General features: G+C 67.4%; 23 protein-coding genes, 1 tRNA gene and 1 pseudogene. 12 read left to right on the top strand and 13 right to left on the bottom strand.

Features of this window, described 5'->3' with window-relative positions:
• Nucleotides 1-101: 101 nt before the first annotated feature.
• Together AOK08_RS47460 and AOK08_RS20890 are read right to left on the bottom strand one after the other, a co-directional pair.
• Nucleotides 102-1,811 carry a serine/threonine protein kinase gene (locus AOK08_RS47460; RefSeq protein ID WP_079054162.1) on the bottom strand — a complete coding sequence of 570 codons (1,710 nt, stop codon included), beginning with the start codon at nt 1,809-1,811 and terminating at the stop codon, nt 102-104.
• A 158-nt stretch (nt 1,812-1,969) separates the two neighbouring features.
• Nucleotides 1,970-2,518 carry a helix-turn-helix domain-containing protein gene (locus AOK08_RS20890; protein ID WP_055528159.1) on the bottom strand — a complete coding sequence of 183 codons (549 nt, stop codon included), beginning with the start codon at nt 2,516-2,518 and terminating at the stop codon, nt 1,970-1,972.
• Between the two features lie 182 nt (nt 2,519-2,700).
• On the opposite strand from AOK08_RS20890, the gene AOK08_RS20885 reads away from it, so the two are divergent.
• A tRNA-Ala gene (locus AOK08_RS20885) sits at nt 2,701-2,773 on the top strand.
• Between the two features lie 125 nt (nt 2,774-2,898).
• Here the strand turns inward: AOK08_RS20885 and AOK08_RS20880 are convergent.
• Nucleotides 2,899-3,600 carry a DUF5324 family protein gene (locus AOK08_RS20880; RefSeq protein WP_055528152.1) on the bottom strand — a complete coding sequence of 234 codons (702 nt, stop codon included), beginning with the start codon at nt 3,598-3,600 and terminating at the stop codon, nt 2,899-2,901.
• A 402-nt stretch (nt 3,601-4,002) separates the two neighbouring features.
• Here AOK08_RS20880 and AOK08_RS20875 point away from each other — a divergent pair, with 402 nt between their 5' ends.
• Both AOK08_RS20875 and AOK08_RS20870 read left to right on the top strand, forming a co-directional pair.
• Complete coding sequence (locus tag AOK08_RS20875) at nt 4,003-4,536, top strand: peptidylprolyl isomerase (protein ID WP_055528148.1); 534 nt, start codon at nt 4,003-4,005, stop codon at nt 4,534-4,536.
• 171 nt (nt 4,537-4,707) lie between these two features.
• Nucleotides 4,708-5,604: a rhomboid family intramembrane serine protease gene (locus AOK08_RS20870; RefSeq protein ID WP_055528145.1), complete on the top strand. Its 897-nt coding sequence runs from the start codon at nt 4,708-4,710 to the stop codon at nt 5,602-5,604.
• 297 nt (nt 5,605-5,901) lie between these two features.
• Here AOK08_RS20870 and crgA read toward each other — a convergent pair whose 3' ends face one another.
• Nucleotides 5,902-6,156, bottom strand: a complete 255-nt coding sequence (gene crgA, locus AOK08_RS20865) for a cell division protein CrgA (protein ID WP_055528140.1) — start codon at nt 6,154-6,156, stop codon at nt 5,902-5,904.
• Nucleotides 6,157-6,298: 142 nt separating this feature from the next.
• Here crgA and AOK08_RS20860 point away from each other — a divergent pair, with 142 nt between their 5' ends.
• The 6 genes from AOK08_RS20860 to AOK08_RS20840 are packed head-to-tail and all read left to right on the top strand — an operon-like array spanning nt 6,299 to nt 10,949.
• On the top strand, nt 6,299-7,078 hold the full coding sequence (locus AOK08_RS20860) for a DUF881 domain-containing protein (RefSeq protein WP_079054161.1): 780 nt from the start codon (nt 6,299-6,301) through the stop codon (nt 7,076-7,078).
• A gap of 54 nt (nt 7,079-7,132) precedes the next feature.
• A complete protein-coding gene (locus AOK08_RS20855) occupies nt 7,133-7,864 on the top strand; it encodes a class E sortase (RefSeq protein WP_055528130.1) in 732 nt (243 codons plus the stop codon).
• A 44-nt stretch (nt 7,865-7,908) separates the two neighbouring features.
• A complete protein-coding gene (locus AOK08_RS44780) occupies nt 7,909-8,091 on the top strand; it encodes a hypothetical protein (protein ID WP_198539328.1) in 183 nt (60 codons plus the stop codon).
• Complete coding sequence (locus tag AOK08_RS20850) at nt 8,088-8,726, top strand: aminodeoxychorismate/anthranilate synthase component II (protein ID WP_055528123.1); 639 nt, start codon at nt 8,088-8,090, stop codon at nt 8,724-8,726. The genes AOK08_RS44780 and AOK08_RS20850 overlap by 4 nt, the downstream gene beginning before the upstream one ends.
• Entirely contained in the window at nt 8,723-10,174 is a 1,452-nt protein-coding gene (locus AOK08_RS20845) for a class E sortase (RefSeq protein ID WP_055528116.1), read from the top strand. The genes AOK08_RS20850 and AOK08_RS20845 overlap by 4 nt, the downstream gene beginning before the upstream one ends.
• 25 nt (nt 10,175-10,199) lie before the next feature.
• Nucleotides 10,200-10,949 carry a class E sortase gene (locus tag AOK08_RS20840; RefSeq protein WP_055528109.1) on the top strand — a complete coding sequence of 250 codons (750 nt, stop codon included), beginning with the start codon at nt 10,200-10,202 and terminating at the stop codon, nt 10,947-10,949.
• A gap of 18 nt (nt 10,950-10,967) precedes the next feature.
• Here AOK08_RS20840 and AOK08_RS20835 read toward each other — a convergent pair whose 3' ends face one another.
• The gene (locus AOK08_RS20835) at nt 10,968-11,990 is read right to left on the bottom strand and encodes a restriction endonuclease (protein WP_055528103.1); all 1,023 of its coding nucleotides are present in this window, start codon (nt 11,988-11,990) and stop codon (nt 10,968-10,970) included.
• Between the two features lie 399 nt (nt 11,991-12,389).
• On the opposite strand from AOK08_RS20835, the gene AOK08_RS20830 reads away from it, so the two are divergent.
• From AOK08_RS20830 to AOK08_RS20820, 3 genes and pseudogenes are all read left to right on the top strand, one after another.
• Entirely contained in the window at nt 12,390-13,154 is a 765-nt protein-coding gene (locus AOK08_RS20830; RefSeq protein WP_055528099.1) for an IS5/IS1182 family transposase, read from the top strand.
• A 185-nt stretch (nt 13,155-13,339) separates the two neighbouring features.
• A pseudogene (locus tag AOK08_RS20825) lies at nt 13,340-14,542 on the top strand (helix-turn-helix domain-containing protein); the annotation flags it as partial.
• A 190-nt stretch (nt 14,543-14,732) separates the two neighbouring features.
• Entirely contained in the window at nt 14,733-15,161 is a 429-nt protein-coding gene (locus AOK08_RS20820; RefSeq protein WP_338400144.1) for a hypothetical protein, read from the top strand.
• A gap of 146 nt (nt 15,162-15,307) precedes the next feature.
• On the opposite strand, the gene AOK08_RS20815 is transcribed toward AOK08_RS20820, so the two are convergent.
• From AOK08_RS20815 to AOK08_RS20780, 8 genes are all read right to left on the bottom strand, one after another.
• A complete protein-coding gene (locus AOK08_RS20815) occupies nt 15,308-16,672 on the bottom strand; it encodes a VanZ family protein (RefSeq protein ID WP_055528095.1) in 1,365 nt (454 codons plus the stop codon).
• An 83-nt stretch (nt 16,673-16,755) separates the two neighbouring features.
• On the bottom strand, nt 16,756-17,139 hold the full coding sequence (locus AOK08_RS20810) for a hypothetical protein (RefSeq protein WP_157876743.1): 384 nt from the start codon (nt 17,137-17,139) through the stop codon (nt 16,756-16,758).
• 399 nt (nt 17,140-17,538) lie between these two features.
• Nucleotides 17,539-19,539, bottom strand: coding sequence for a Stk1 family PASTA domain-containing Ser/Thr kinase (pknB, locus tag AOK08_RS20805; protein WP_055528085.1), 2,001 nt, complete (start codon nt 19,537-19,539; stop codon nt 17,539-17,541).
• A gap of 169 nt (nt 19,540-19,708) precedes the next feature.
• Nucleotides 19,709-21,181: a peptidoglycan D,D-transpeptidase FtsI family protein gene (locus tag AOK08_RS20800; RefSeq protein ID WP_055528078.1), complete on the bottom strand. Its 1,473-nt coding sequence runs from the start codon at nt 21,179-21,181 to the stop codon at nt 19,709-19,711.
• Nucleotides 21,178-22,626 carry an FtsW/RodA/SpoVE family cell cycle protein gene (locus tag AOK08_RS20795; protein ID WP_055528071.1) on the bottom strand — a complete coding sequence of 483 codons (1,449 nt, stop codon included), beginning with the start codon at nt 22,624-22,626 and terminating at the stop codon, nt 21,178-21,180. The genes AOK08_RS20800 and AOK08_RS20795 overlap by 4 nt, the downstream gene beginning before the upstream one ends.
• A 27-nt stretch (nt 22,627-22,653) precedes the next feature.
• Nucleotides 22,654-24,240, bottom strand: coding sequence for a Stp1/IreP family PP2C-type Ser/Thr phosphatase (locus tag AOK08_RS20790; protein WP_198539327.1), 1,587 nt, complete (start codon nt 24,238-24,240; stop codon nt 22,654-22,656).
• A gap of 98 nt (nt 24,241-24,338) precedes the next feature.
• Entirely contained in the window at nt 24,339-24,863 is a 525-nt protein-coding gene (locus AOK08_RS20785; RefSeq protein ID WP_055528058.1) for an FHA domain-containing protein FhaB/FipA, read from the bottom strand.
• Nucleotides 24,864-24,873: 10 nt separating this feature from the next.
• Nucleotides 24,874-25,238: FHA domain-containing protein (locus tag AOK08_RS20780; RefSeq protein ID WP_157876742.1), on the bottom strand; the 365-nt coding region annotated here is incomplete at its 5' end.

Below are 25,238 nucleotides of genomic sequence, written 5' to 3'. Positions count from 1 at the left end.
CGCCAGAGCTCGGCGGCCCTCGATCCGCTGCCACCCGTCGCCTACGCCAACCGGTACGGCGTCGGTGACCGGACGAGCGGGATGCGGTTCGCCGGCTCGTACTACCTCGTCGTACATCTCGCCGAGCAGGTGACGGAACGATTCGGCCCGGGGCCGTACGGACTGACGCTGCGGGTGCAGGTGAGCGGTACCGCGCAGGACGCGCCCGGATACCTGGGGCGGTCCGTGCCCCGGGACGCGTTCGCGGTCACGGAGCAGGACCGGGTGGCGGCCGGCGGGTGCGCGGGGCGCGGTGGTGTGGCCTCCGGCCGGGGCGGTACGCCGTGGCTGTGCGGGGGGTGAGCCTGGTACGCCGGCGGGGCGGACGAGGTCTGCGGCCGCTGTTCAGGAACGCCGGCGGTGTCCGGTCGCGGGTGCCCGCCCGGCACGGACTCGGCTCCGGGCCGGACCAGGGCGGCACCGGAGTACTGCCAGGGCTGCTCGGCTGCTGAACCGGCGCTTGAGGGCGCGGGGTCCCTGAGCGGCCTGGCCGGTACGGCGCCCGCGCCCGGTCCCGGGGGCGGAGGGACGGTTGCCGGTGCCGGCACGCGACCTGGCATCCAACCCGACCCTTGGCCCGGCAAGGGACCGGATGTCGGTCCTGCCACTTGACCCGGTATCGAACCGGGTAACGGACTCGGCATCGGACCCGGCATCAGCCCGGGTCCCGGCCCGGTGTGCGTGCCGCCGGTCGCCTGGCCGGTGGGTGTGCCGTCCGGGTTCGGCTCGCGGTGCGGGTCCAGGTACGGGTCGTACGGGCGGGCTGCCGCTGAGCCGGTGGGTGTGCCTGTGGGCGGGATGTCCGGCTCGCCGCGTTCGGGCCCGGTGTCAGACCTGGCCGTTGCCGTGCCGGTGCGCGCGCCGCCGGTCGTGGTCACCCCGGGGGACGGTTTGAGGGGGCCGGCCGGGGCGAATCCCTCGGGGAGAGGCCCGAGTTGGTCGAAGATCTCGATCAGTTCGTCGTCGGGACCCGGCTCGGGCAGGAGCTCGGCGGCCTGGGCGAGGGCCTTGCGGGCGCCCGTGGCGGTGCGGAACCGCGCCTGTGGGTCCGGTTGCAGCAGCGTGGCCACGACCTGCCAGAGCGGCTCGGGTATGCCCTGGGGGGCCTTGGGCGTGCCGTGTTCCGCGAAGTACTCGATGAGGGCCTTGGAGTCCGGCTTGGCGCCTTCCAGGAGATACAGCGCGACCAGGCCGACTGCGAACAGGTCGGAGGGGAAGTCCGGGTCCGCGCCCAGCATTTGTTCGGGGGCGAAGTAACCGGGCGTGCCCACCACGTAGTCGGTCTCCGTCAGCCGTGGCTCGCCCAGCCGCATCGAGATGCCGAAGTCGGACAGCCGCAGCCGAGGGCGGCCCGTACCGGTCGCTTCGAGCAGCACGTTGGCGGGCTTGATGTCCCGGTGGACGACGCCTTCCGCGTGCACGGCGGCGAGGCCGGAGAGGAGCTGGTCGAGGAGGGTGCAGACGAACGCGGGCGGCAGGGGCCCGTAGTCCGCGATCAGATGGACGAGCGAGCCTCCGGCGACCAGGTCCATGGTGAACAGGACCTTGTCGTCGTCGGCGGCCCAGCTGGCCGGGGCGAGGACATGCGGGTGGTCGATCCGCAGGGCCTGCTCCCGGACGAAGCGCAGCAGCGAGTGGGCGTCGCTCTGCTGGAGGACCTTGGCGGCCACGTACCGGCGGCGGCGGTGGTCCCAGGCGCGCCAGACAGCGCCGACTCCCCCGCGCCCGATCGGGTCGGCCAGTTCGTACCGCCCGGCGAAGACCTCACCCATGGCTCTGCGTCGATCCCCCTTCGGATCACCGCTCGGTCGAATCCGGACCGTTTCCGGATCGGTTCCGGACCGGCGAGTGGTACTGCTCTCCTGCCCCACTCGTGGCCCTGAACTGTGGCCCGGCCGCCGAACCCCCGGTCGGCGGCCGGGCCGGAGGCTCAGCTCTGGTGGGACTGGTAGTGCGTCACGGCGTCAGAGGTGCGGCCCGCGCCGTACACCCGGAGGAACTCTGCCAGTTCCGGGTGGGTCGAGGCGAGAGTGTCGGCCGCGTCGATGATGTCGCCGGCGGCCGACACCGAGCGCAGCAGCGACTGGATCTCGCGGACCACCCGCTTGACCGTGGGCGCCCCCGAACTCGTCGTCGACTGCGTGGTGTTGCTGAGCACCGATCCCCCCTGGGACTTCTTGATCTCGTCCATCCGCTCGGTCGCCTCGGCCGCGCTGACGCTGCCGTCCGCGACCTGACCGGCCAGATCCTGCAGCAACTGCACGCGCTGCACCACGGCCGGATTGCCGATCTTGGCCCGCTGGCCGCTCATGAGCTGTGACAGCATCGGCGCGGACAGCCCAAGTACCCCCGCGAGACGAGCCTGGTTGAGCCCAAGATCGTCGATGAGCTTACGGAAGAGCGCCCCCAGTGGCTCCCCGTACCAGTTCCGCTGAAGCTCCCGCGCTCTTGCGGTGGCTTCCTGCTGTGCGGCATCCATTGCGTCTCCCCATCGCTTCCCCAAATACCGCGGTTCGCTGTAGCGAACCACGACGAGCATCTTACGGAGAGTGGTCGTCCACGGGGACCCCCAATCCTTTTGCGAGATACCGGGGGTGACCCGGTACTCTGGTCGTCGGCGCCCACCAGTACCTGGTGGTTCTGGGCGGACGCCTTCTGTTCGGGGCCTTAGCTCAGTTGGTAGAGCGCTGTCTTTGCATGGCAGATGTCAGGGGTTCGACTCCCCTAGGCTCCACAGCCGAAATGCCCTCTGAGCCGCGGAAACGCGGCTCAGAGGGCATTTTTCGTCGACCCGGCAGGACGTCCCGGGAAGATCACTGGGGGCGGTGTTTCACGTGAAACACCGCTGCCGAACAGCCGTCAGTGGCGGTCCTCGTCGTCCCCCGCCTCCGACTCGGCCTCCTTCGCCTGGACTTCGGGAGACAGGACCGACGGGCCGGTGCCGTCCACGGATGTCAGCCGGCCCGCCTCCGGAACCTCGGTCGCGGCCGGCGGCTCGACCAGCCAGTCCGGGTTGGCCTGCTTGTCCCACCACTTCCACGCGGCGAAGGCGCCGCCCGCGAGGACGGCCAGCGCGGCCAGCCCCTTCGCGAGCCGGCCGGCCCGGGCCCGCCGCTGGTGCTTGCGGGCCAGCTTCCTGATCTCCTGCGGTGTGACCTGACCGCGCAGCGCGGCCAGGGCCGCGGCACCGCGCGCGGCGGCCTCCTCTCGTACGGGCCCGGCCGCCGCGACCGCACGCTCCACGCGCGGCCCGGTGTAGTCGGCGGCCTGACGGGCGGCCCTGGCGGTACGGGCGGCGGCCTCATGGGCGGCTTGGTCGACCTTCGGCGGCACATGCGTACGGGCCTGCTCCAGCCGCGGCGCGAGATGCGTGCCGTACTGGACACGCGCCTGCTCCGCGGCCTGGGACACCTTGGGCGCGAGCCGTACGCGTGCCTCGAGTGCGTACTGCGTGGCCTTGTCCTTGGCTGTGTCGGCGTAGGGCGCCACCACGTCCGCGGCGTGCAGGACGCTGTCCTTGGCCGAGCCGGTAGCGGCACGCACGCTTTCGATGCGGGTCACGGGATCCTCCTCCTCGGTGGCGTACGGTTATCGACTCTCCACCCTTTGACGGATCATGCCCGGCAATACGCCGTAAGGCATGTGATGGCGGGCATCCGGGTCATGGGCGGCCGATCACGCGGGAGCGCCGGCACCGAACCGATCACGGGTGACAGTGGATGACGATCACATGCAAGAGCGATGAATTCGACGAAAACAGGGCATCGGGAGCCTGTCGTCGACAATGCCACGGATCGCGGCCCCGCGCCCCCGTCCGTACCTACTCGACCCGTACCTACTCGACCTGTTTTCCCGGAGCAAGCGAAAGCGTCGGATTCACCCCCCGGAGGTGGGTGCCGGGCAACGCACGGCGCGCACCGTGCGAGGATCTGGGAGTCACAAGAGGACAACGGAAGGCAGATCGTGGCCGAGCAGCTCTACGCCACCCTGAAGACCAATCACGGCGACATCGAAGTCCGGCTCCTGCCGAACCACGCGCCAAAGACGGTCCGGAACTTCGTCGAACTCGCAACCGGCGAGCGTGAGTGGACCCACCCGGAGACGGGTCAGAAGTCCACGGACAGGCTCTACGACGGCACGGTCTTCCACCGGGTGATCAGCGGCTTCATGATTCAGGGCGGTGACCCGCTCGGTAACGGCACCGGCGGTCCCGGCTACCAGTTCGAGGACGAGTTCCACCCGGACCTCCGCTTCGACAGGCCCTACCTGCTGGCCATGGCCAACGCCGGACCGGGCACCAACGGCTCGCAGTTCTTCATCACCGTCTCCCCGACGGACTGGCTGACCCGCAAGCACACCATCTTCGGTGAGGTCACCGACGCGGCCAGCCAGAAGATCGTGGACACCATCGCGACCACGGCGACCAACCCGCGCACCGACCGTCCGGTCAACGAGGTCGTCATCGAGTCGGTCGTCGTCGAGACCCGCGAGGGCTGAGACCCGGGAGCCCCTTCCACAGGCTCTTTTCCCCGGGGATCCGACTGATCCCCACAGGGCGCACGCAGGGAACCAAACACCCCGCCCATCCGTAAGGAAGGGCGGGGCGGTGCATTGCGCACGAGGCCGGGCATTGCACACGACGACGGACCGACGGATTTGGGGGACCTCATGGACCAGGCGCCAGGCAGCCCACAGGGCCCACAGGACGCCCAGAGCCTGCCCACCTGCTACCGCCACTCGGACCGCGAGACAGGTATCCGCTGCACCCGCTGCGAACGCCCGATCTGCCCCGAGTGCATGGTCAGCGCCTCCGTCGGCTTCCAGTGCCCGGAATGCGTACGCAACGGCTCCGGCACGGGACACGCGCCGAGCGCCTCCACCCCCCGCACCCTCGCCGGCGGCACCGTCACGGCCGACCCCAGGCTCTTCACCAAGATCCTCATCGGCCTCAACGTCGCCTTTTACCTGCTCCAACTGTCGATCGGCGACGACTTCACGCAAAGCTTCGAACTCGTCGGCAGGGCCTACTACGAGGGCAGCGCCTCGCTGGACGGCGTCGCGGAGGGGCAGTGGTACCGGCTGCTGACGTCGATGTTCCTGCACGGCAGCCCCATGCACATCATCTTCAACATGGCCAGCCTGTGGTGGATCGGCGGCCCTCTGGAAGCCGCCCTCGGCCGCGCCCGCTACCTCACGCTGTACCTGGTCTCCGGCCTCGCGGGCAGCGCGCTCACGTATCTGCTCGCCGCCCCGACGCAGCCGTCGCTCGGCGCCTCCGGCGCCATCTTCGGCCTCTTCGGCGCGACCGCCGTCCTGATGCGCCGCCTCAAGTACGACATGCGGCCGATCCTCGCGCTCCTGGTGATCAACCTCATCTTCACCTTCGGGGCGAGCAACATCGCCTGGCAGGCCCACATCGGCGGCCTGGTCGCCGGTGTCGTCGTCGGCTACGCCATGGTCCACGCCCCCCGCGAGCGCCGGTCCCTCGTCCAGTACGGCGTCTGTGGAGTGGTCCTGGTCGCGGTGCTCGCCATGACCCTGATCCGCACGGGCCAGCTCCTCTAGCAGCCCGTAACGGCCCGCCGAGGCCCGTCGCGCCCGTCCCACCTGTCACTCAGTGCCTGTTGTCCACAGTCCGTGGCGCTACCTGTGCACAGTGTGCGGGAACAACTGTGCCCCCTGTCACCGACCCGAGTTTTCCCAGGTCAGGCAGGGGGCGAACAGGATTGCGATTGCCGGTCCGTCAGTCGTACCGGCGTCAACACTCGATGAGTTATCCACAGATCGTCGTCTTTTCCCCAGGCGGGGTGTGGAAAGGCTCCCGGGCTGTGGATAACTCAGTGGAAGGCCCTGGGTAGAGCCCTACTTCCACTGCGTCGAGACACCGAATCCGGCGGCGATGAAACCGAAGCCCACCACGATGTTCCAGTTGTCCAGCGCGTCGATCGGCAGCTTGCCGTCGGTCACGTAGAACAGGACGATCCAGGCCAGGCCGATGAGGAACATGGCCAGCATGACCGGTGCGACCCAGCCGCGGCTGTTCAGTTTGATGGCCGTCGCCTGCTTGGCGGGCGGCGGCGTGTAGTCGGCCTTCTTGCGGATACGTGACTTCGGCACGAGGGTCTCTCCTGTCGATGCGCTGCGTGGCCGCGCAGGGAACTGGGCTGGGCTCCGGGGCAGCGTACAAGGGGACACTGAGTACTCCCCCGGGCGTCCGTTAGCGTAGTGCTTCCGCGGCGCCGAAGGAGATAAGGGTACGTTGAGCAATTCTGCAGACTCTCCCGGGACGGGTACCAGTCCCACCCGTACCCGTCGATTCCGCCCGGTGCGGTTGCTCACCCTGGGGGTCTTCGCTCTGGCGGGACTGATTTTCTTCACGAGCTTCGACACCGCCAAGGGTACGAACATCCGCACGGACGCCTCCCTGCTGAAGCTCTCCGACCTCATCCAGGAGCGCAGCCACAAGAACGGCCGGCTCGACGAGTCCCTCGGTGCCCTGCGCGACGACGTCGAGGCGCTCGCCGAGCGCGACGACGGCAGCACCAAGGCCGAGGACGCCAGGCTGGCGGCGCTGGAGAAGGCCGCGGGCACCCAGAAGGTCAAGGGCGAGGCGCTCACCGTCACCCTGAATGACGCACCGCCGAACGCCACCGCGAAGCTCCCCGGCTATCCCGAGCCGCAGCCCGACTATCTGGTCATCCACCAGCAGGACCTCCAGGCGGTGGTGAACGCCCTGTGGCAGGGCGGGGCCAAGGGCATCAAGGTCATGGACCAGCGCCTGATCTCCACCAGCGCGGTCCGCTGCGTGGGCAACACCCTGATCCTCCAGGGCCGCGTCTACTCACCTCCGTACAAGATCACGGCGGTCGGCGACCCGGACCGGCTGAGGGGCGCGCTCACGGCGTCCAAGGCGATCCAGAACTACATGGTGTACGTCAATGTCTACGGGCTCGGCTGGCAGCTGGACGACGACGGGACGGTGACTCTGCCCGGCTACTCGGGCACAGTGGACCTGCACTACGCGAAGCCTGTGAAGTAGCCGGCAGCAGCTCGGAACGGCTGGAGCGGCCGGTAGCCGACCGCTGGGGGGCCTGTGTCGGGGCGCGTGATCATCAGGACGGTCAGCGAACTGTGCGTCACGGCGGGCGCGGTGATCGTGCTCTTCGTCGTGTACGCGCTGTTCTGGACGGGTGTGCGGGCCGACACCGTCATGGACGACCAGATCGATCAGTTACGGGAGCGGTGGTCGAAGGGCGCGGTGTCACAGGCACCGCCGAAGCCGGGGGCCACCCCCGCGAGCACCACGGGCACCACCGGCCCGGCGACGACCGGCCCATCGCGCCCAGGGCCCTACCCGCCGGACAGGGCCTTCGCGATCATGTACATCCCGAGGCTTGGTTTCACGTGGAACAAGCCCGTGCTCGAAGGCACGGGGACGGGCACCCTGAAGAAGGGTCTCGGCCACTACGCCACCACCGCGCGGCTCGGCCAGGAGGGCAACTTCTCGGTCGCCGGCCACCGGCGCACGTACGGCGATCCGTTCAAGGATTTCCCCAGGCTGCGCCGGGGGGACGCGGTGGTGCTGACCGACGGGACGACCTGGTTCACGTATCGGATCGACAAAGGCCCCTACAAAACCGTACCCACGGACATTGAGGTGATCGATCCTGTGCCACGTAAGAGCGGGTACACGCGGTCGGGCCGTTATCTCACGCTGACCACGTGCGATCCGGAGTGGGGACACAGCCATCGGCTGATCGTCTGGGCGCACCTGGACGCCACACAGCCTGTGGAGGCCGGGAAACCCGAGGCGCTGCGCCGTTAATCTGGTGAGGTACGGCGTGAGTCCGGTGCTGCGAGTCGGGTGCCGTGGGCGACGGAAGGGACGGCATGTACGGCTGGATCTGGCGGCATCTGCCAGGGAACGCGTGGGTGAAGGCGTTGCTCTCCCTCGTACTGGCGCTGGCGGTTGTCTATGTCCTCTTCCAGTACGTCTTCCCGTGGGCCGAACCTCTTCTCCCCTTCAACGATGTGACGGTGAACGACCAGTGAGCGCACGGATTCTCGTCGTCGACAACTACGACAGCTTCGTCTTCAACCTGGTCCAGTACCTGTACCAGTTGGGCGCCGAGTGCGAGGTGCTGCGCAACGACGAGGTGTCGACGGCGCACGCGCAGGACGGCTTCGACGGTGTGCTGCTGTCGCCTGGCCCGGGTACGCCCGAGGAGGCCGGCGTCTGCATCGAGATGGTCCGCCACTGCGCGGCGACCGGGGTGCCGGTGTTCGGTGTCTGTCTGGGCATGCAGTCGATGCAGGTGGCGTACGGCGGTGTGGTGGACCGGGCGCCCGAGCTGCTGCACGGCAAGACGTCCTTGGTGGAGCACGAGGGCAAGGGCGTCTTCGCCGGTCTCCCCACGCCCTTCACGGCGACCCGCTACCACTCGCTGGCGGCGGAGCCGGCGACGGTCCCGGCCGAGCTGGAGGTGACCGCTCGTACGCACGACGGCATCATCATGGGCCTGAGGCACCGCTCGCTCCCCGTCGAGGGTGTGCAGTTCCACCCGGAGTCGGTGCTGACGGAGCACGGTCACCTGATGCTGGCCAACTGGCTGGCGGAGTGCGGTGACCGGGGTGCTGTGGCGAGGTCGGCGGGGCTCGCCCCGGTGGTGGGCAGGGCCTCGGCGTGACCGCCGTGCGCCCCGAGCGCGAGTCCGGCGCCGCGTTCGGCGAAGGTACCGGCGACCAGGGAACCTCGTACGGGCAGCAACAGCCGTACGAGGCGCCCGGCGCGTTCGCGGCGGCGGTGGACGGACTGGCGGACCCGCTGAGCGACCCGCTGCCCGGCCAGCGGAACGATCCGCCTCCGGCGCAGCCCCGCGCGCGGGGGCGGCGGCGCCGCAGCGGTCATGGGCGGCCCTACGACGCCTCGGCCGAGCGCGGGGCGGCCGGGCACCGGGATCCCGGCCCCGAGTCGGGGTACGAATCGCGGGGGTACGCGCAGGACTGGCAGGTCGGGGTGTACGAGGAGCCGGTGCCGTACGCGTCTCCGGCGGCCTCTCCTGCCTCGCCGCCGCCCGTGGCACCTCCGGTGCCGGCTCCGGCGCCCCCTGCCTTCGTGCCTCCGCCTGTCGCCATCGACCAGGAGACGGTGGCGCTGCGGCTGGCGGACCTGCCTGCCGAACCGCGTACCGATCCGCGTCCGGAGGCGCCGCGAATAGCCGGCGTGGGGCCGGTCTCCGCGGCCCCGACCGCCTCAGGGGCCACAGGCGCCCCTGAGGGCCCTTCTGTGGCCGGTGGGCGGGCAGCGCGCCGGAAGGCCGCCAAGGCCCGCCATGGGCGCCCTGAGGGCCCGCAGGAGGCATCCGAAGCATCCCCGGCATCCGAGGATGTGCCCGCCGAGACGGCGGCGGAGGGTGCGCCGCTCTCCCGGGTCGCGGCGCGGCAGGCGGCGCGGGCGCAGAAGCCGGGCATGGCGGTGATGGCGAGCCGGGCGGTCGGCGAGGTGTTCATCACCACCGGCGTACTGATGCTGCTGTTCGTGACCTACCAGTTGTGGTGGACGAACGTCCGGGCGCACGCGCAGGCCGGGAACGAGACGACCAGCCTCCAGGACGACTGGGCGAGCGGGAAGGGTGCCCCAGGGGTGTTCGAGCCCGGGCAGGGCTTCGCGATCCTGGACATACCCAAGCTGGACGTGGTGGTGCCGATCGCGGAGGGCACCAGCAAGGAGAAGGTGCTGGACCGGGGCATGGTCGGGCACTACGCGGGGGGCGGCCTCAGCACGGCGATGCCGTCCGCGGCGACCGGCAACTTCGGGCTCGCGGGTCACCGCAACACGCACGGCGAGCCGTTCCGGTACATCAACCGGCTGAAGAAGGGCGACGCGATCGTCGTCGAGACGCAGGACAAGTACTACGTCTACAAGATGGAGTCGATCCTGCCGGTGACGTCGCCGAGCAACACGAGTGTGCTGAACCCGATTCCGAACGGCTCGGGTTTCACGAAGCCCGGCCGGTACATCACCCTCACGACATGCACGCCGGAGTTCACCAGCAAGTACCGGATGATCGTGTGGGGCAAGATGGTCGAGGAACGGCCGCGCAGCAAGGGCAAGCCGGATGCGCTCGTGCAGTAGGGCAGACAGTAAGGGCAGATGAAGAGTGGTAGCGACGACGGATCAGGACGAGCAGACCGCCGGCGCTCCGGTTCCCCCGTCGCAGCCCCGCCCGCGCCTCATGAGCGGCAAAGTGGCCACCGCGGTGAGCCTTTTCGGTGAACTCCTCATCACGTCGGGCCTGGTGCTCGGTCTGTTCGTCGTGTATTCGCTCTGGTGGACGAATGTCGTCGCCGACCGCGAGGCGGACAAGCAGGGCGACGAGGTACGCGACCACTGGGCCGCCGCGAATTCCGGCCCGGGCGCCCTGGACACCAAGGACGGAATCGGCTTCCTGCATGTCCCGGCGATGGGGAACGGCGAGGTCCTGGTCAAGAAGGGCACGTCCTCGAAGGTCCTGAACGACGGCGTCGCCGGTTACTACCTGGACCCCGTCAAGTCGGCGCTCCCGCAGGCGAAGCAGGGCAATTTCACGCTGGCGGCGCATCGGGACGGCCACGGCGCCAAGTTCCACAACATCGACAAGCTGAGGAAGGGCGACCCGATCGTCTTCGAGACGAAGAACGACTGGTACGTCTACAAGGTCTACGACACCCTCCCGGAAACCTCGAAATACAACGTCCAGGTCCTTTCCGCGATCCCAAAGGAATCCGGCAAACGGAAACCCGGCCGCTACATCACCTTGACGACCTGCACACCGGTGTTCACCTCGGAATACCGGTACATCGTGTGGGGGGAACTGGTGCGGGTGGAGAGGGTGGACTCGAAGAGGACGGTTCCTGAGGAACTGCGCTGACGGAATCCGTTCCCGGGATCAACGCAGTGCCTTGAGGCGGGCCCCGGCGCTCCAGGCCTCCACCTCTTCACGGTTCACGGTGGCGACCCCGCTGAGATCGGCGATGGCCTGTGCTTCCGCGCTGAACTGGCAGGTGGCGACGAACAGGGCGATGTCGACGCGGTTGATCGCTCGTGCCGCACCGGCGAACTTCTGCATGTCCGCGCTCGGGACGGACTTGCGGCCGGACCGGTTCTTGCACTGGACGGCCACGGTCCGTCCGTCGGCGGTGAGGGCGGTGACGTCGATGCCCCGGTCGGTGCGGGCTTGCCGCACGACGACGTCCGTACAGCCGTCCCGGCGCAGCAGCTCGGCGACATGGTGTTCGAACGCCTGCCAGGTCATGGCCTGGATCGACGCCCTGACGCTGTCCGTGGGGGTTTCTCCTTCCAGGGCGTTGAGCCGCCGGTGGTGCCAGCACAGCTTCCGTTCGACGTTCTCGATGTCCTCGCGGAGCGCGATGAGTTCGCGTCGGTGTTCGCCCGAGGTGGCGATGAGCGCGTTGAACATCGGCAGGACGGTCTTGCCGAGGATGTGGGTGATGCGCTGGTCGATGTGGTCGTCGAGGGAGGGCACGTTGGATTGGACGAGGTTTTCCACAGGCTGGGAACGCGCCATGTACTCCATGTCGAGGAGGTACACGCGCACCTGACGTGCGACTTCGCTGTCGCGGAGGAGCATGGCGACGTTCAGAACGGCTCGCCGGGAGAAGAGGGCGAGGTGGCGAGTGTGGGACTGGATCCCACTTAGCTCCTTGAAGGAGCTTAGTTCTGGACCTGTCAAAACCAGGTAGCCGTTGGATTGCAGTTCCGCGTTGTGGTCGAGCACAAGAGAGCGGATGGCCTTGATGCCGACCTGAAAGTACGTCGCCACCATCGCCGTCGTCACATGCATCCCGTCCGGCAGCAGTGACAGCACCTTCACCCTGTCGAGCACGTCCGTGCGCTCCAGCGCGCTGTCGCGCAGAGTCTTCGACTCCAGTAGTGCCGTTTCGTTGATCACGTTCCGTTTCTCCTCAACTCGCGGGGTTTTCCTTACCCGCCCAACGAGTTCAGGTATATGAAGTTGCGGTCGAATTTCGTATGCGTGTCCGAGCGAGCACCGGCACCGTTTCAGGCAACCTGACTGAAGGCTGGGTTGGGATGGTGCTGTGGATAACTTCCATATCAGGAACTCAAGTTGAGTTCCTGATATTCATGCAGATCAGGGCCGCGAAGTGCCCGCAGATCGTTGGACTCCAGTTCCTGCCATGGCGATGCAACAGGTTGTTGCTCACTGAGCCTTTGCCAACCTGGCTGACAGCGGCGTGAGTTGGTGTGGGGGCCGCGTGCGGGAAGAGGTGATGAAGCTCCTGGTAGATGGGTTGTCGACCAAGAGCAACCTGTCCGCCCGGAGCTTCATGTGCTTGTCTACCCATCGGAGATCGATCTGTCCAGCTCGGCCCTTCGGTTCCTGTCCCGCCTGCTGGCTGCCCGTCGCCGTGAGCTCGGTACGCGTTGGGGTCGGCTTCCGGCGGACTGCCAGGCCCTGCTGGTCCTGGCACACCTGCGGTGCGGACACACCTACGCGCAGCTCGCGGCCGGTTTCGGCGTTGGGACCAGCACGGTCCACCGGTATGTGGCCGAGGCGGTCGAGGCCTTGGCCGCTCTCGCGCCCGACCTCGCCACGGCCGTCCGGACTGCAGAGCGCAAGGCGTTCGTGATCCTCGACGGAACACTGCTGCCGATCGACCGCATCGCCGCCGACCGCCCGTACTACTCCGGAAAACACAAGAAGCACGGGATGAACGTGCAGGTCATCGCCGATCCGTTCGGGCGTCTGCTGTGGGCCTCGGCCGCCCTGCCCGGCGCGGTCCACGACATCCGCGCCGCCCGCACCCACAGCATCATCGACACCCTGGCCCAGGCGGACATCCCCTGCTGGGCCGACAAGGCGTACCAGGGAGCCGGCGGTACGGTGCGGGTTCCCTACCGCGGCCACTGGGCGAAGCTGTCCGCAGGTCAGCAGGCCGTCAACAGCTCTCACGCCAAGATCGGCGCGCTCGGCGAACAGGCCATGGCCACCCTCAAGACCTGGCGGCTCCCGCGCAAACTCCGATGCAGCACCACCCGCATAACCGCACTCGTCCAAGCCGTCCTCACCCTCCACCTCAACGCCTCAAACTGAGGTTGGGAAAGGCTCACTGCCTCAGCGGCCTCGCGGGGTGAAGTATCGAGTGCTCACCAGCAGGTTCCTTGCTCGTGCCCGTAGTTGGCCGGTGCGGCGTACCGTGGAGTTACGACGCACACCACCTACGAGGCGGGTCCATGAGTGCACTTGGGGACAACGTCCGATAGCACCGTCGTCAGGCTGGACTGTCCCAGCTCGAACTGGCAGGTGCAGCCGATCTCTCTCCCTCGACCGTCGCGAAGGTCGAGGAGGGCAGTAGCTGCTCGATGGAGACACTGCACACCATCGCCCGCGCTCTGAACGTCAAGACTTCTCAGTTGCTGGCGGAAGATCTGCCGGAGCGCGAGAGACACAACCGGCCCGAGCCGCTGAACCTCCGGGATCTGCGTATCGCGTTGACCCCGCCCGTCGCGCTGGCCGCACCGACCACTGCTCTGGCGCCGACGGGTGATGAGCCGGACATCCACCGCCTGCGACGTGAGACCAGGGACGCTGCCCTCCTCTACCCTGCGGGCCGCTACGAGAGTCTCGCGGCGGCCCTCCCGGCTCTGGTGCGCGCCGCCGATGCGGCGGTTGCCTACCACGCCGACGGAGAAGAGCGGCGACAAGCACTGTTCGCCCGCGCGGAAGTACTTGGCCTGGTGGGGCGATACCTCAACCAGATCCCACAGTTCGACATCGCCCACGTAGCCGTGAGGGGGGCCATCGCGGACGCACGTGAGGCCGATGACGTGGTGACCGTGGCTGCTATGGCCCGCACCCTGTGCTTCGTATTGTTGCGGACCGGCCGGTTCGACGAGGCGGAGAGTGTGGCTATCGACGCCATGGATCTCGTTGAGCCGAGGATTACAGGGGCTGACCCCGACCGCTATGCGGTGTGGGGTTCTATGGCGATGGAAGCGGCGGCGGCCGCCATTCGCAACAACCGTCCGCAGGAGGCCAGGGACTACCGCCGGGCCGCTTCTGTTGCCGCAGCCGCTATCGGCCACGAGCACCAGTACGGACTTCCCGGCGCTGACGGGTTCGGTCCCCTTACAGCAGCCATGAAGTCACTCGAAGACGCGATGATCATCGGCGATGCGCAGGCCGTGGTGCGCAGAGTAGAAGAAGAGGAAGCCCTCACCTCAAGAGCATGGAAGCGGCTCGGCTCTCCAGCGAAGAACGACCGCAACCGGTTCGCTTTGGACGTGGCCTGTACCCACGTCCGTACCGGCGATCCAGCGCGCGCCGAAGAGGAGTTGGTACGGCTCTGCCGCGTGGCACCGACCTGGCTCGATCAGCAGAACATGGCCGCCTACACCTGGGAAGAAGTCGCGGCCAAGCGCAAGCGGACGCTGACACCTGAGATGCGCGAAGTCGGCCGCCACCTGGGAGTCATCGGCTGACGACCTGTCATCGGGATGGTTGCCCCGCATGCGCCGGAGGGCAGCCGCCCCTTGGTGCCGACCGTGTAACTACCACGCTGCGTGGTAGTTACACGGCCCATCTGCCCGAACTGTCGCGCATGCCCGTAGGGCCAGATTCTGGTCCCCTCATATGGTCGTTCCTACCCAACGACCGGAGGAGGGGCGCGAAGTGGCGCACGGAACGGACGAAGAGCGGCAACACCAGGCCATTTTTGATGAGACGTCAGCAGTTGTGCGCCTTTTGCCGTGGCCTTCACCGGAAGGCAAGCCCTGTTTCTTACGCAAGGACATCCACGGGGGTTATCTCTCCCGTCTCGCTGATGGCATGGAGGTCGTTCAACTCTCCATGGGTGAAGACGTACTTATGCACTCCCGGGAAGTGATCGAGGACTCCAAGGCGTCAGCTCTTGAGCTGCGGTACGTGGCGGCACAACTCGGCGCATGTCTGAGTGACGCACTCAGGGTCGCGGAGAGCCGGGGCATGCGCCTGCCCGCCCCGCCTGAAGAAGAGGAGGACGAAGCGGATGGGGGCGAGGTGGCCGCGAGGGGAACCACCGCGCTCCCTGTGCGCATGGAACGCCTTCGAAGGTCTTTGTAAGGGTGGGATCTAATGGGCCGTGTTTGCAAGCTCATTGGGTAAACATGGCATGCCTCAAACAATGTGATGGGTGTGTGTAAGACGTTCAGGACGGAGATGCCAGGCCTGTCCTCACGCGCTCTTCGTAGCTGGTGGTCAGCGAGCTGCTATTGCGGGGGATAGGCGCTGTCATAGACGGTTCCACTGATAGCATCGACCCATGCGGTGTCTGCCGGGGTGAAGCCAGCATCTCCCTCACTGGTAATGCCCGTGCTAACTAGCCATTCTGGCCGCCAGCCATTTTCCCGCTTATTGGCCTTGAGCGTGGTGGCGTGGGCGCTCAGTCCTCTGAGCTCGCGTCCGTTGTCAGAGGCCATTTTATTCGCCTGTCGGATAGCTGCTTGCTCGGCCTGCTTACCGCTGAGCTTGGCTGCGGGCAGATTGCTTAGGCGGATAGGACCTTGGATGACGTCGATTTGAGAGACCCGCCCGGCTCGGTTGATCTCGACGTCCAACATGCGGGGCATTAGGACGTTTTTTTGCCTGAAGCGCCAGCTTGTCATCCAGCCGAAAGAAGCGTTCTCGCCCACTGCATAGGTGTTGCGGATTGTGGCGTGTATCGCCCAGGGGTAGTGGTCGCGCATGTAGCGATCGGCGATACGAGCCGCATCGTCGGCGTTGTGTGGGGTGGTGGCACCGGAGACGGGGAAACTGCCAGGGCCAGGAGTGTCGCTCGGTTCCAGAAGGATGTTGAGGTGTCGGCGGGAGGGCCATTCGAGACTCGCGTAGCCCTCGTCAGCAATGTTGAACGTCAGGTTGGCGCAGCGGACGCCCGTGCAAGGCTGCAAGTGGACGCGGCCGATCGAGTAGTGGTCGCCGAAGGCTTGCTCGACAGCCTCACGGACGGCCTGTTCCTGTGTGCTGGTGGTGTCACTGAGGCTCGTGCCTTCGTAGTTGAGGGGGGTGATGGAGGTCTGAAAAGCAGCGAGACCTGCGACGAGGAGGGTCAGGGCGGTGATGATTGATGGTTTTGCCGAACCGCGCCACTGGAGTCCGCGTCGAGTGGCGAGGAGTATGCCTGCGGTAAGGAAGCCGAGAGTGCCGCCGATGATGTTCATCTCGGCGTCAGCGCTGTCGCAGTTGCGACTTATGCCGGGCACAAGAGCCTGAGTCAGTTCGATGACGCACGGCATGGCGACGACACCAATGAAGACAGGCAGGGGGCGACGTAGGGCGAGGAGTGCGAAGAAGCCAATCGGAAGGAACATGGCCAGATTCCAAATGCCCTGTGTGGTGTGGAAGGGTTCAGCGAGCTGATGGTTGATCACGCACCTGCCGCTCGCTTCGCCGGCTCCTCCGAAGGAAGTGACACCGAGGACCCCGGTGAGAGTGCCGACGAGGGCGAGCCACCAAATGCCGTGCGGGTTGTGCAGGCGGATGGCGATGCGCCAGGCAGCCAAGCCGGCCACGAGGGCGAGAGCGCTCAGGACAGCAAGGAATCCGTAGTGATCTTTGAAGATTGCGGTGAACACAGTGGATTGTCTTTCCACGGGCGGGGACGAGGCGCGCCCCGCCGGTGTGGGCGGGGCGCGAGGTGTGGTGCTTGGGGAGCGGGTCAGCAGTGAGTGACAGGGGTCTGGTAGCTGCCACCGGGGTACTTCAGGAGGCCAGTCGATGTGTCGCAGGACTTGTCCTCGTCCACCGTCCAGGTCTTCTTGACGGTGTCGCCAGAGCTGATGCTGAAGCTGGAGGAGTAGCGGTTGGTACCGCCCTTGTTGTACCCGAGCTGGACGCCGCTGACGGTACTGCCACCGGTCTTGCTGTAGGTGGTGTAGATGTTGGTACCGGGACCGATATAGCGCTTGACATGGTAAAGAATGCCGTTGGTGAGGGTGGTGCAGCGCTCCATCGGCTCCTGGGCGGCGGTGTAACCACTGGAGTCGCAGTAAGCGGCCTGGACGGTTTGCTCGGACGCCAGAGCCGTAGGGGCTGCTGCCATGGTGGTGATCATGGCAGCAGCAACAGCCGCGACGCGTGCTGCGGTACGCATTGAGTTCCCCTTCTCGATGAGTGCACGAAATGGCCACCGGTTGGCATGCGCATGCGCCAATGGCATCACCCATCTGATCACACCAATAGTTGGTTAATGAAGTGATTATGCAGTTGGTGATCAGTAGGGCGCGCCGGTTTGACCGGAGGTTCGTTTCGCTCTGCGGCAGCGTGGGCAGAAGTTACGCTCGATAGCCACCTGCGCAAAGCGCTCGGCTGGGATGTCCCAACCGAGCGCTTGTGTGAACTACCGGCCGCCTTCTCGACCCCCTATATGTTCCAATTACCTATGGCTTCTGCCGCTTTGCAACTTCGGGAGTCTTCGCGATGGGCCGCGGCGTCGCTTTGGTCAGCCGAAGGGGCCGCCGCCATTGTTGTTGTCGCCGCCCCCGCCGCCGTTGTTTCCGCCGCCGAAGTTGACGGTCTGGAGCGTGATCTGGGTGGCGCCGGGATTGTCGACCTCGGTGCCGATCGCCGGATCCTGGGCGATGACCAGTGCGCCGTCGCTCTGGTCGCTGCCTTGGGCGAACTGGATGTTGGTGAATCCGGCCGCCTGCAGAATGGCCCTGGCCTCGCCCACGCTCTTCTGGATGACGGGCGGGACCTGGACCTTCTGCTGGGTCTTCTTGCCGATCTGGATGGTCACCTTGGACCCCGGGTCGGCCTGTGTGTTGGCCGGCGGTGAGGTCGCGATGACCTTGCCGACCTGGTTGTCGTCCTGGGTCTCGATCTCCGTGCACTCGCCGACGAGGTTGTTGTCCGCCATCCGCTGCTTGGCGGTGTCACAGTCCTGGCCGGTGACGTCCGGGACCGTCGACTTCTCCACCGCCTTGGCGACGGTGAGGGTGATCGTCGTGCCCTTCTCCACCTCGTCGCCGACGTCCAGGGACTGCTCCAGGACCTTCCCCGGGTCTTCGGGAGACTCCTTGGTCACCGTCTTGACGTTCAACCCGTACTTGTCGCCCTCAAGCTTGTTCGTAGCCTCGTCGATGTCGTCGCCGAGCACGCTAGGTACGACCACCTTCGGTGCTCCGGTCGACACCACCAGCGCGATCGTGTCGCCCTTCTTGACGTCCGCGCCGGCCTTCGGGTCCTGCTCGCAGATGTTGCCCTTGGGTTCGTTCTCGCAGGGTTTGGGGGTGAACTCCAGCTTCAGCTCGACGACCCCCGCCGCCCTCTGCGCGTCGGCCTGGGTCCGGCTGACGAAGTTCGGGTTCTTGAAGGCGGCGTTGTTCACCGCCTGCCCGTCGAACACGTACTTGGCGATGAGGATGGCGCCCACCAGCACCAGCACGCCGGCCACGGCCAGCAGGATCGTCGAGGTGTTCGACTTCTTCTGCTGGCGGCGTCGAGGGCCCTGGTCGTAGCCGTAGCCGCCGTCGTCCGGGTTCATCGGGGGGAGCATGGTGGTCGCGCCGGCGTCGGAGCGCAGGGCGGTGGTGGCCTGGTCGTTGGGGTAGCCGTAGCCGCCGTAGCCGACCGGGTTCATGGCCGCCGCGGCGGCGACGGGCTGACCGTCGAGGCAGGCCTCGATGTCGATGCGCATCTCGTCGGCGGACTGGTAGCGGTAGTCCGGGTCCTTGACCAGGGCCTTGAGGACGATGGCGTCCATCTCGGGCGTGATCTCGGGGTCGAACACCGACGGGGGCTGCGGTTCCTCCCGTACGTGCTGGTAGGCCACCGCGACCGGGGAGTCGCCGATGAACGGCGGGCGGACCGTCAGGAGTTCGTAGAGCAGGCACCCGGACGAGTACAGGTCGGACCTGGCGTCCACCTGCTCGCCCTTCGCCTGCTCCGGTGACAGGTACTGGGCCGTTCCTATGACCGCCGACGTCTGCGTCATCGTCATGCCGGAGTCGCCCATCGCGCGGGCGATGCCGAAGTCCATGACCTTGACCTGGCCGTTGCGGGTGAGCATCACGTTGGCCGGCTTGATGTCGCGGTGGACGATGCCGCTTCTGTGGGAGTACTCCAACGCCTGGAGGATCCCGATGGTCATCTCCAGCGTCCGCTCGGGCAGCAGCTTGCGGCCCGAGTGGAGGAGCTCGCGGAGGGTGGAGCCGTCCACGTACTCCATCACGATGTACGGAATGGACGTCCCGTCGATGTAGTCCTCGCCGGTGTCGTACACGGCGACGATCGCGGGATGGTTGAGCGAGGCGGCCGACTGGGCCTCCCGGCGGAACCGGGCCTGGAAGGAAGGGTCGCGCGCGAGGTCGGCGCGCAACGTCTTCACTGCCACGGTGCGGCCCAGGCGGGTGTCATGTGCGAGGTAGACCTCTGCCATGCCACCACGGCCGAGCACGTGACCCAGCTCGTACCGGCCGCCGAGGCGACGCGGCTCTTCCATGCTTCCTACCAGCCCTCTCCGTCGGTCCCGACCGCACCTGTGTGTGGTCCGGCGGTGTGCCGTCCGGGCCTACGGTACCCGGGTTCATTTGTGTGACCTGGCCAAGCCCGTCAGCCGATACCGGACCGGTATCGCAACGTGCACCGATGTGAAGGGGACGTGACAGGGGTCACTGCTTGCTCTTGATGACCGCCTCCATCACGCTCTTGGCGATGGGCGCGGCCAGACCGCCGCCCGAGATGCTGTCGCGGGTCGCGTCCTCGTCCTGGACCACGACCGCCACGGCGACCGGTGAGCTGCCGTCGGGGAGCTTGGCGTAGGAGATGAACCAGGCGTACGGCTTCTCACTGTTGTCGACGCCGTGCTGGGCGGTACCCGTCTTGCCGCCGACGGTCACGCCGCTGATCTGCGCCTTCTTGCCGGTGCCGTCCTTGACGACCGTCTCCATCATCGACTGGAGGATCTGGGCGTTCTTGGAGGACAGCGGCTGGCTCATCTCCTCGGGCTCGGTCTGTTCGAGCACGTCGACGTTGGGGGCCTGGAGCTTGTCGACCATGTACGGCTTCATCAGCTTGCCGTCGTTGGCGATCGCGGAGGCGACCATGGCCATCTGCAGCGGCGTCGCCGCGGTCTCGAACTGGCCGATCGAGCTGAGCGCGGTCTGCGGCCTGTCCATCTTCTCGGGGAAGTTGGACGCGTTGGAGCGGACCGGGATGAACTGCTCCGAGTTGAAGCCGAACTTCTTGGCCTCCTCCAGCATCTTCTCCTTACCGACGTCGACGCCGATCTTGCCGAAGACGGTGTTGCAGGAGAACTGGAGGGCGACACGCATGGTCGCGTTCTTGCAGGGGATGGTCCCCTCGTTCTTCAGCGGGGTTGTGGTGTCCGGCAGGTTGTAGGGGAGCGGCGAGTCGGTCTTTTCGTCGGCGCTCGTGTACAGGCCGTTTTCGAGGGCCGCCGCCGCCGTCACGACCTTGAAGGTGGAGCCGGGCGGGTAGATGTCGCGCAGGGCCCGGTTGAGCATGGGCTCGTTGGGATCCTGGGCCTTCTGGACCTTCAGCCAGGCCTTCGTGTCCTTGTTCGAGTTCCCGGCGAATGCCGAGGGGTCGTACGAGGGGAAGGAGGCCAGGGCCAGGATGGCGCCGGTGGACGGGTCGATGGCGACCACCGCGCCCTTGCCGCGGCCCTTGAGGCCGTCGTACGCGGCCTTCTGGGCGGCGGCGTTGAGGGTGGTGATGACGTTGCCGCCCTGCTTCTTCTTCCCCGTGATCATGTCGAGGGTGTTGCGGAAGAAGAGCCGGTCGTCGTTGCCGGTGAGGATGCCGTCGTCGATGGACTCCAGCTGCGTCGCACCGAACGCCTGCGAGGCGAAGCCCGTGACGGGGGACCACATGGGGCCGTCTTTGTAGGTGCGCTTGTACTCGTAGTCGCTGCTGGCGGACTTGACGGAGCCGGTGATCGACTTGCCGTCGACGATGATGTCGCCGCGGGGCGTGGCGTAACGCTCGATGGCCACGCGGCGGTTGAGCTTGTCGTCCTTGAGTGCGGACGCCTGGACGTACTGGATCCAGTTGTCGCGGACGAGCAGGGCGAGCACGAGGAGCCCGCAGAAGATCGCGATCCGGCGCAGGGGCTTGTTCACGGTCGAACCACCTGGGTCATCTCGGCGTCGGGGCTGGGGGCCGGGGCGGGCGCCGGACGGCGCGCGGTGTCGCTGATTCTGAGCAGGATGGCGATGAGAGCCCAGTTGGCCATGACGGAGGAGCCACCGGAGGCGAGGAAGGGCATCGTCATACCGGTGAGCGGGATCAGGCCCATGACGCCGCCCGCGACGACGAAGACCTGGATGGCGAAGGCGCCGGACAGGCCGACGGCAAGGAGCTTGCCGAAGGGGTCGCGGGCGGCGAGGGCGGTGCGGATGCCGCGTTCCACGATCAGGCCGTAGATGAGCAGGATGGCCATGACGCCGGCCAGGCCGAGTTCCTCGCCGAAGGTGGCGAGGATGAAGTCGGAGTTGGCGGCGAAGCCGATGAGGTCGGAGTTGCCCTGGCCGAGGCCCGTACCGAGGGTGCCGCCGGAGCCGAAGGCCCACAGGGCCTGCATCGCCTGCTCGGAGTGGAGGATGCCGTCGTGGACCCCGGATTGGCTGAGCTTGTACTCGTGCAACGGGTTCAGCCAGGCCTGCACACGCGTCTGGATGTGCGACTCGAAGCTGGCCACGCCGACCGCGCCGACCGCCGACATCAGCAGACCGAAGACGATCCAGCTGGTCCGCTCGGTGGCGACGTACAGCATGATGATGAACATTCCGAAGAACAGCAGCGACGTACCGAGGTCGGTCTCGAAGACCAGGATCAGGATCGAGAGGATCCAGACGACGATGATCGGACCGAGGTCGCGGCCGCGGGGCAGGTACAGGCCCATGAAGCGGCGGCTGGCGAGGGCGAGCGCGTCGCGTTTCACCATCAGGTAGCCGGCGAAGAAGACCGCGAGAGCGATCTTGGCGAACTCGCCGGGCTGGAGGCTGCCCAGGCCGGGGATCCTGATCCAGATCTTGGCGCCGAAGTTGTCGAAGCCGAGGCCCGGGACCAGCGGCAGGATCAGCAGGACCACGGCTCCGGCCATGGAGATGTAGGTGTACCGCTGGAGGATGCGGTGGTCCTTGAGGAAGATCAGCACCGCGATGAACAGGGCGACGCCCAGTGCGGAGTTCAGCAGTTGGCGGGGTGCCGCTTCGACGTAGTTGGGAAGTAGCTGGAGCTTCTTGGACTGGTCCAGCCGCCAGATGACGACCAGGCCGACGCCGTTGAGCAGCGTGGCCAGGGGCAGCAGCAGTGGGTCGGCGTACGGGGCGAACTTGCGTACGACGAGATGGCCGATGGCGGCGATCACGCCGAGGCCGATGCCGTAGCTGAGGAGGCCCGCCGGGATCTTGTCGTTGATGGCCAGGCCCACGTTGACGTAGGCGAAGACCGGGATGACGACGGCGAACACCAGGAGTCCCAGTTCGGTGTTGCGCCGGCTCGGGGTGCCGATCGCGCCGATCGTGGACGTGTGGTGCTGCGAGCTGTTGGTTGTACTGCTCATCGTATGAAGTGGCCCCTCACGGCTTGCCTACTGCTTACCGCACAGCGAGACCAGCTTCTGCTCTTCCTCGGAGAGGCTGGGGCCGGGTGTGGGAGTGGGTGCGGTTGTGGACGGGGAAGACGGGGAAGAAGGTGACGCCGATTTGGGTGGCGTCGGGGTCGGCGTTGCCTTGGACGCGGCGGCGGTACGGGTGGTTCCCGTGGTGCCTCCGGCCTCGCCCTCGCCGGTCTTGGCGTTGTTCGCGTTGCCGGCCGCGCGCCGGGCTTCCTGCTTCCTGCACGCGGAGGCCTGGGTGGCCAGTTCGGAGATCTTCGACTGGGCGTCCTTGAGGCCGCCCTCGGTGATCGTGGCCCTGACCTGCTTCTGCTGGTAGGCGGGCAGGTACTTGAGTTCGATCTCGGGGTGGTCCTTCTCGACGTTCGAGAGCGAGACCCACATCAGGTCCTGGCTGATGCCCCGGTACAGCGCGACGTGTTCGTCGCTGGCGCCGACGTAGTACTGGGTCTGCGTCCAGCGGTAGCCGCCGTACAGGCCGCCGCCGATGACGGCGAGGGCGAGCGTGATGTAGAGGGTTCGCTTGATCCACCTGCGGCCGGCGCGGGGTTTGACGAAGTCGTCGTCGGTGTAGCCGCCGAAGCCGCCGTTCTGGACGTAGCCGGTGGTGTCGCCGGAGCCGGGCGGGCCGAACTCGCCGCCTCCGCCGCCGTGCGCGGGCCGTTGCCGGCCGAGCCCGGAGGCGCGTCCGGCGGGCGTCTGCATGGCGCCGCCGTCGTGCAGGTGATGCTGGTTGTGCTGGTTCTCGGCGACCGCGCCGACCACGACGGGTACGTCGGACAACTGCCCGGCGAGGGTGTCCCCGGTGTCGAGGTCGAGGACGTCGGCGACGATCACGGTGATGTTGTCGGGGCCGCCGCCGCGCAGCGCCAGCTCGATGAGCTGCTGCACGGTCTCCTGGGGGCCCTGGTAGCTGGCGAGGGTGTCCTCCATGGTCTGGTGGGACACGACGCCGCTGAGCCCGTCGGAGCAGATCAGGTACCGGTCGCCGGCCCGGACCTCGCGGATGGAGAGGTCGGGCTCGACGTGGTCGCCGCTGCCCAGTGCGCGCATGAGGAGCGAGCGCTGGGGGTGGGTGGTGGCCTCTTCCTCGGTGATGCGTCCCTCGTCGACGAGGCGCTGCACCCAGGTGTGGTCCTGCGTGATCTGGGTGAGGACGCCGTCGCGGAGGAGGTACGCACGTGAGTCGCCCACGTGTACGAGGCCGAGGCGCTGCCCGGTCCAGAGGAGGGCGGTGAGCGTGGTGCCCATGCCCTCCAGTTGGGGGTCCTCCTCGACCATCATCCGGAGCTGGTCGTTGGCCCGCTGCACGGCGGTGCCGAGCGAGGTGAGGATGTCGGATCCGGGGACGTCGTCGTCGAGGGCGACGATGGTGGAGATCACCTCTGAGGAGGCGACCTCACCGGCCGCCTGGCCGCCCATGCCGTCGGCGATCGCGAGGAGGCGGGGACCGGCGTAGCCGGAGTCCTCGTTGCCCTCGCGGATCATGCCTTTGTGCGATCCGGCGGCGAAGCGCAGTGACAGACTCATGCGCACCTCGCCCGTCGGCTCCGGGTACATCCGCACGGTGCCCACCCTCCGGTCGGGAGCGCGCCGGCGGCCTTCACATGGACCGCCGCTGCGTGCTCGCTCCGCTCGCGCCTATTCATGATGCAGCACTACTTCCGCAGCTCGATGACGGTCTTGCCGATGCGGATCGGCGCGCCCAGCGGAATCGGTGTGGGAGTCGTCAATCGGGTCCGGTCGAGATAGGTGCCGTTGGTGGACCCGAGATCCTCGACGATCCACTGGCCGTCCCGGTCCGGGTAGATCCTGGCGTGCCTGCTGGAGGCGTAGTCGTCGTCCAGCACGATGGTCGAGTCGTGGGCCCGGCCGAGCGTGACCGTCTGCCCCTGGAGCGCGACGGTGGTGCCCGTCAGTGTGCCCTCGGAGACGACGAGTTTGCTGGGGGCGCCCCGGCGCTGCCTGCCGCCGCCCGAAGGCTGCTGCTGGCGTTGCTGTGGAGGCGCGGCGGCCTGTCTTGCGGTCGCCTGCTGCTGGCGGCCGCTGTCACGCCTCGACCCGCGCTGGGTGACACGCGTACCGAACAGGTCGCTGCGGATGACCTGCACGGCCACGATCACGAACAGCCACAGTACGGCCAGAAAACCCAGCCGCATGACCGTGAGGGTCAGCTCTGACATTGCCCCCGCTTCACCCTTCGGCTTGCCGGTAAATGATGGTGGTGCTGCCCACGAGGATCCGCGAGCCGTCGCGGAGCGTAGCGCGGGTGGTGTGCGTTCCGTCCACCACGATGCCGTTGGTGGACCCGAGGTCCTGGACGGTCGGGGGCATTCCGGGACGGATCTCACAGTGCCGGCGCGAGACGCCGGGGTCGTCGATCCGTACGTCGGCCTCGGTGCTGCGGCCCAGCACCAGTGTGGGGCCGGAGATCTGGTGGCGTGCGCCGTTGATCTCGACCCACGCGCGCGTGCGGCCCGCGCCGCCGACCGGCGGGCCGGCCGGGGCGCCGCCCAGGCGTCCGCCGGGTGGCGGGCCGGGCGGCATCGGGGGCGCGC

The organism is Streptomyces graminilatus (assembly GCF_001418565.1).
Classification (GTDB): domain Bacteria; phylum Actinomycetota; class Actinomycetes; order Streptomycetales; family Streptomycetaceae; genus Streptomyces; species Streptomyces graminilatus.
This window is presented reverse-complemented; position numbering and strand designations above follow the sequence as displayed.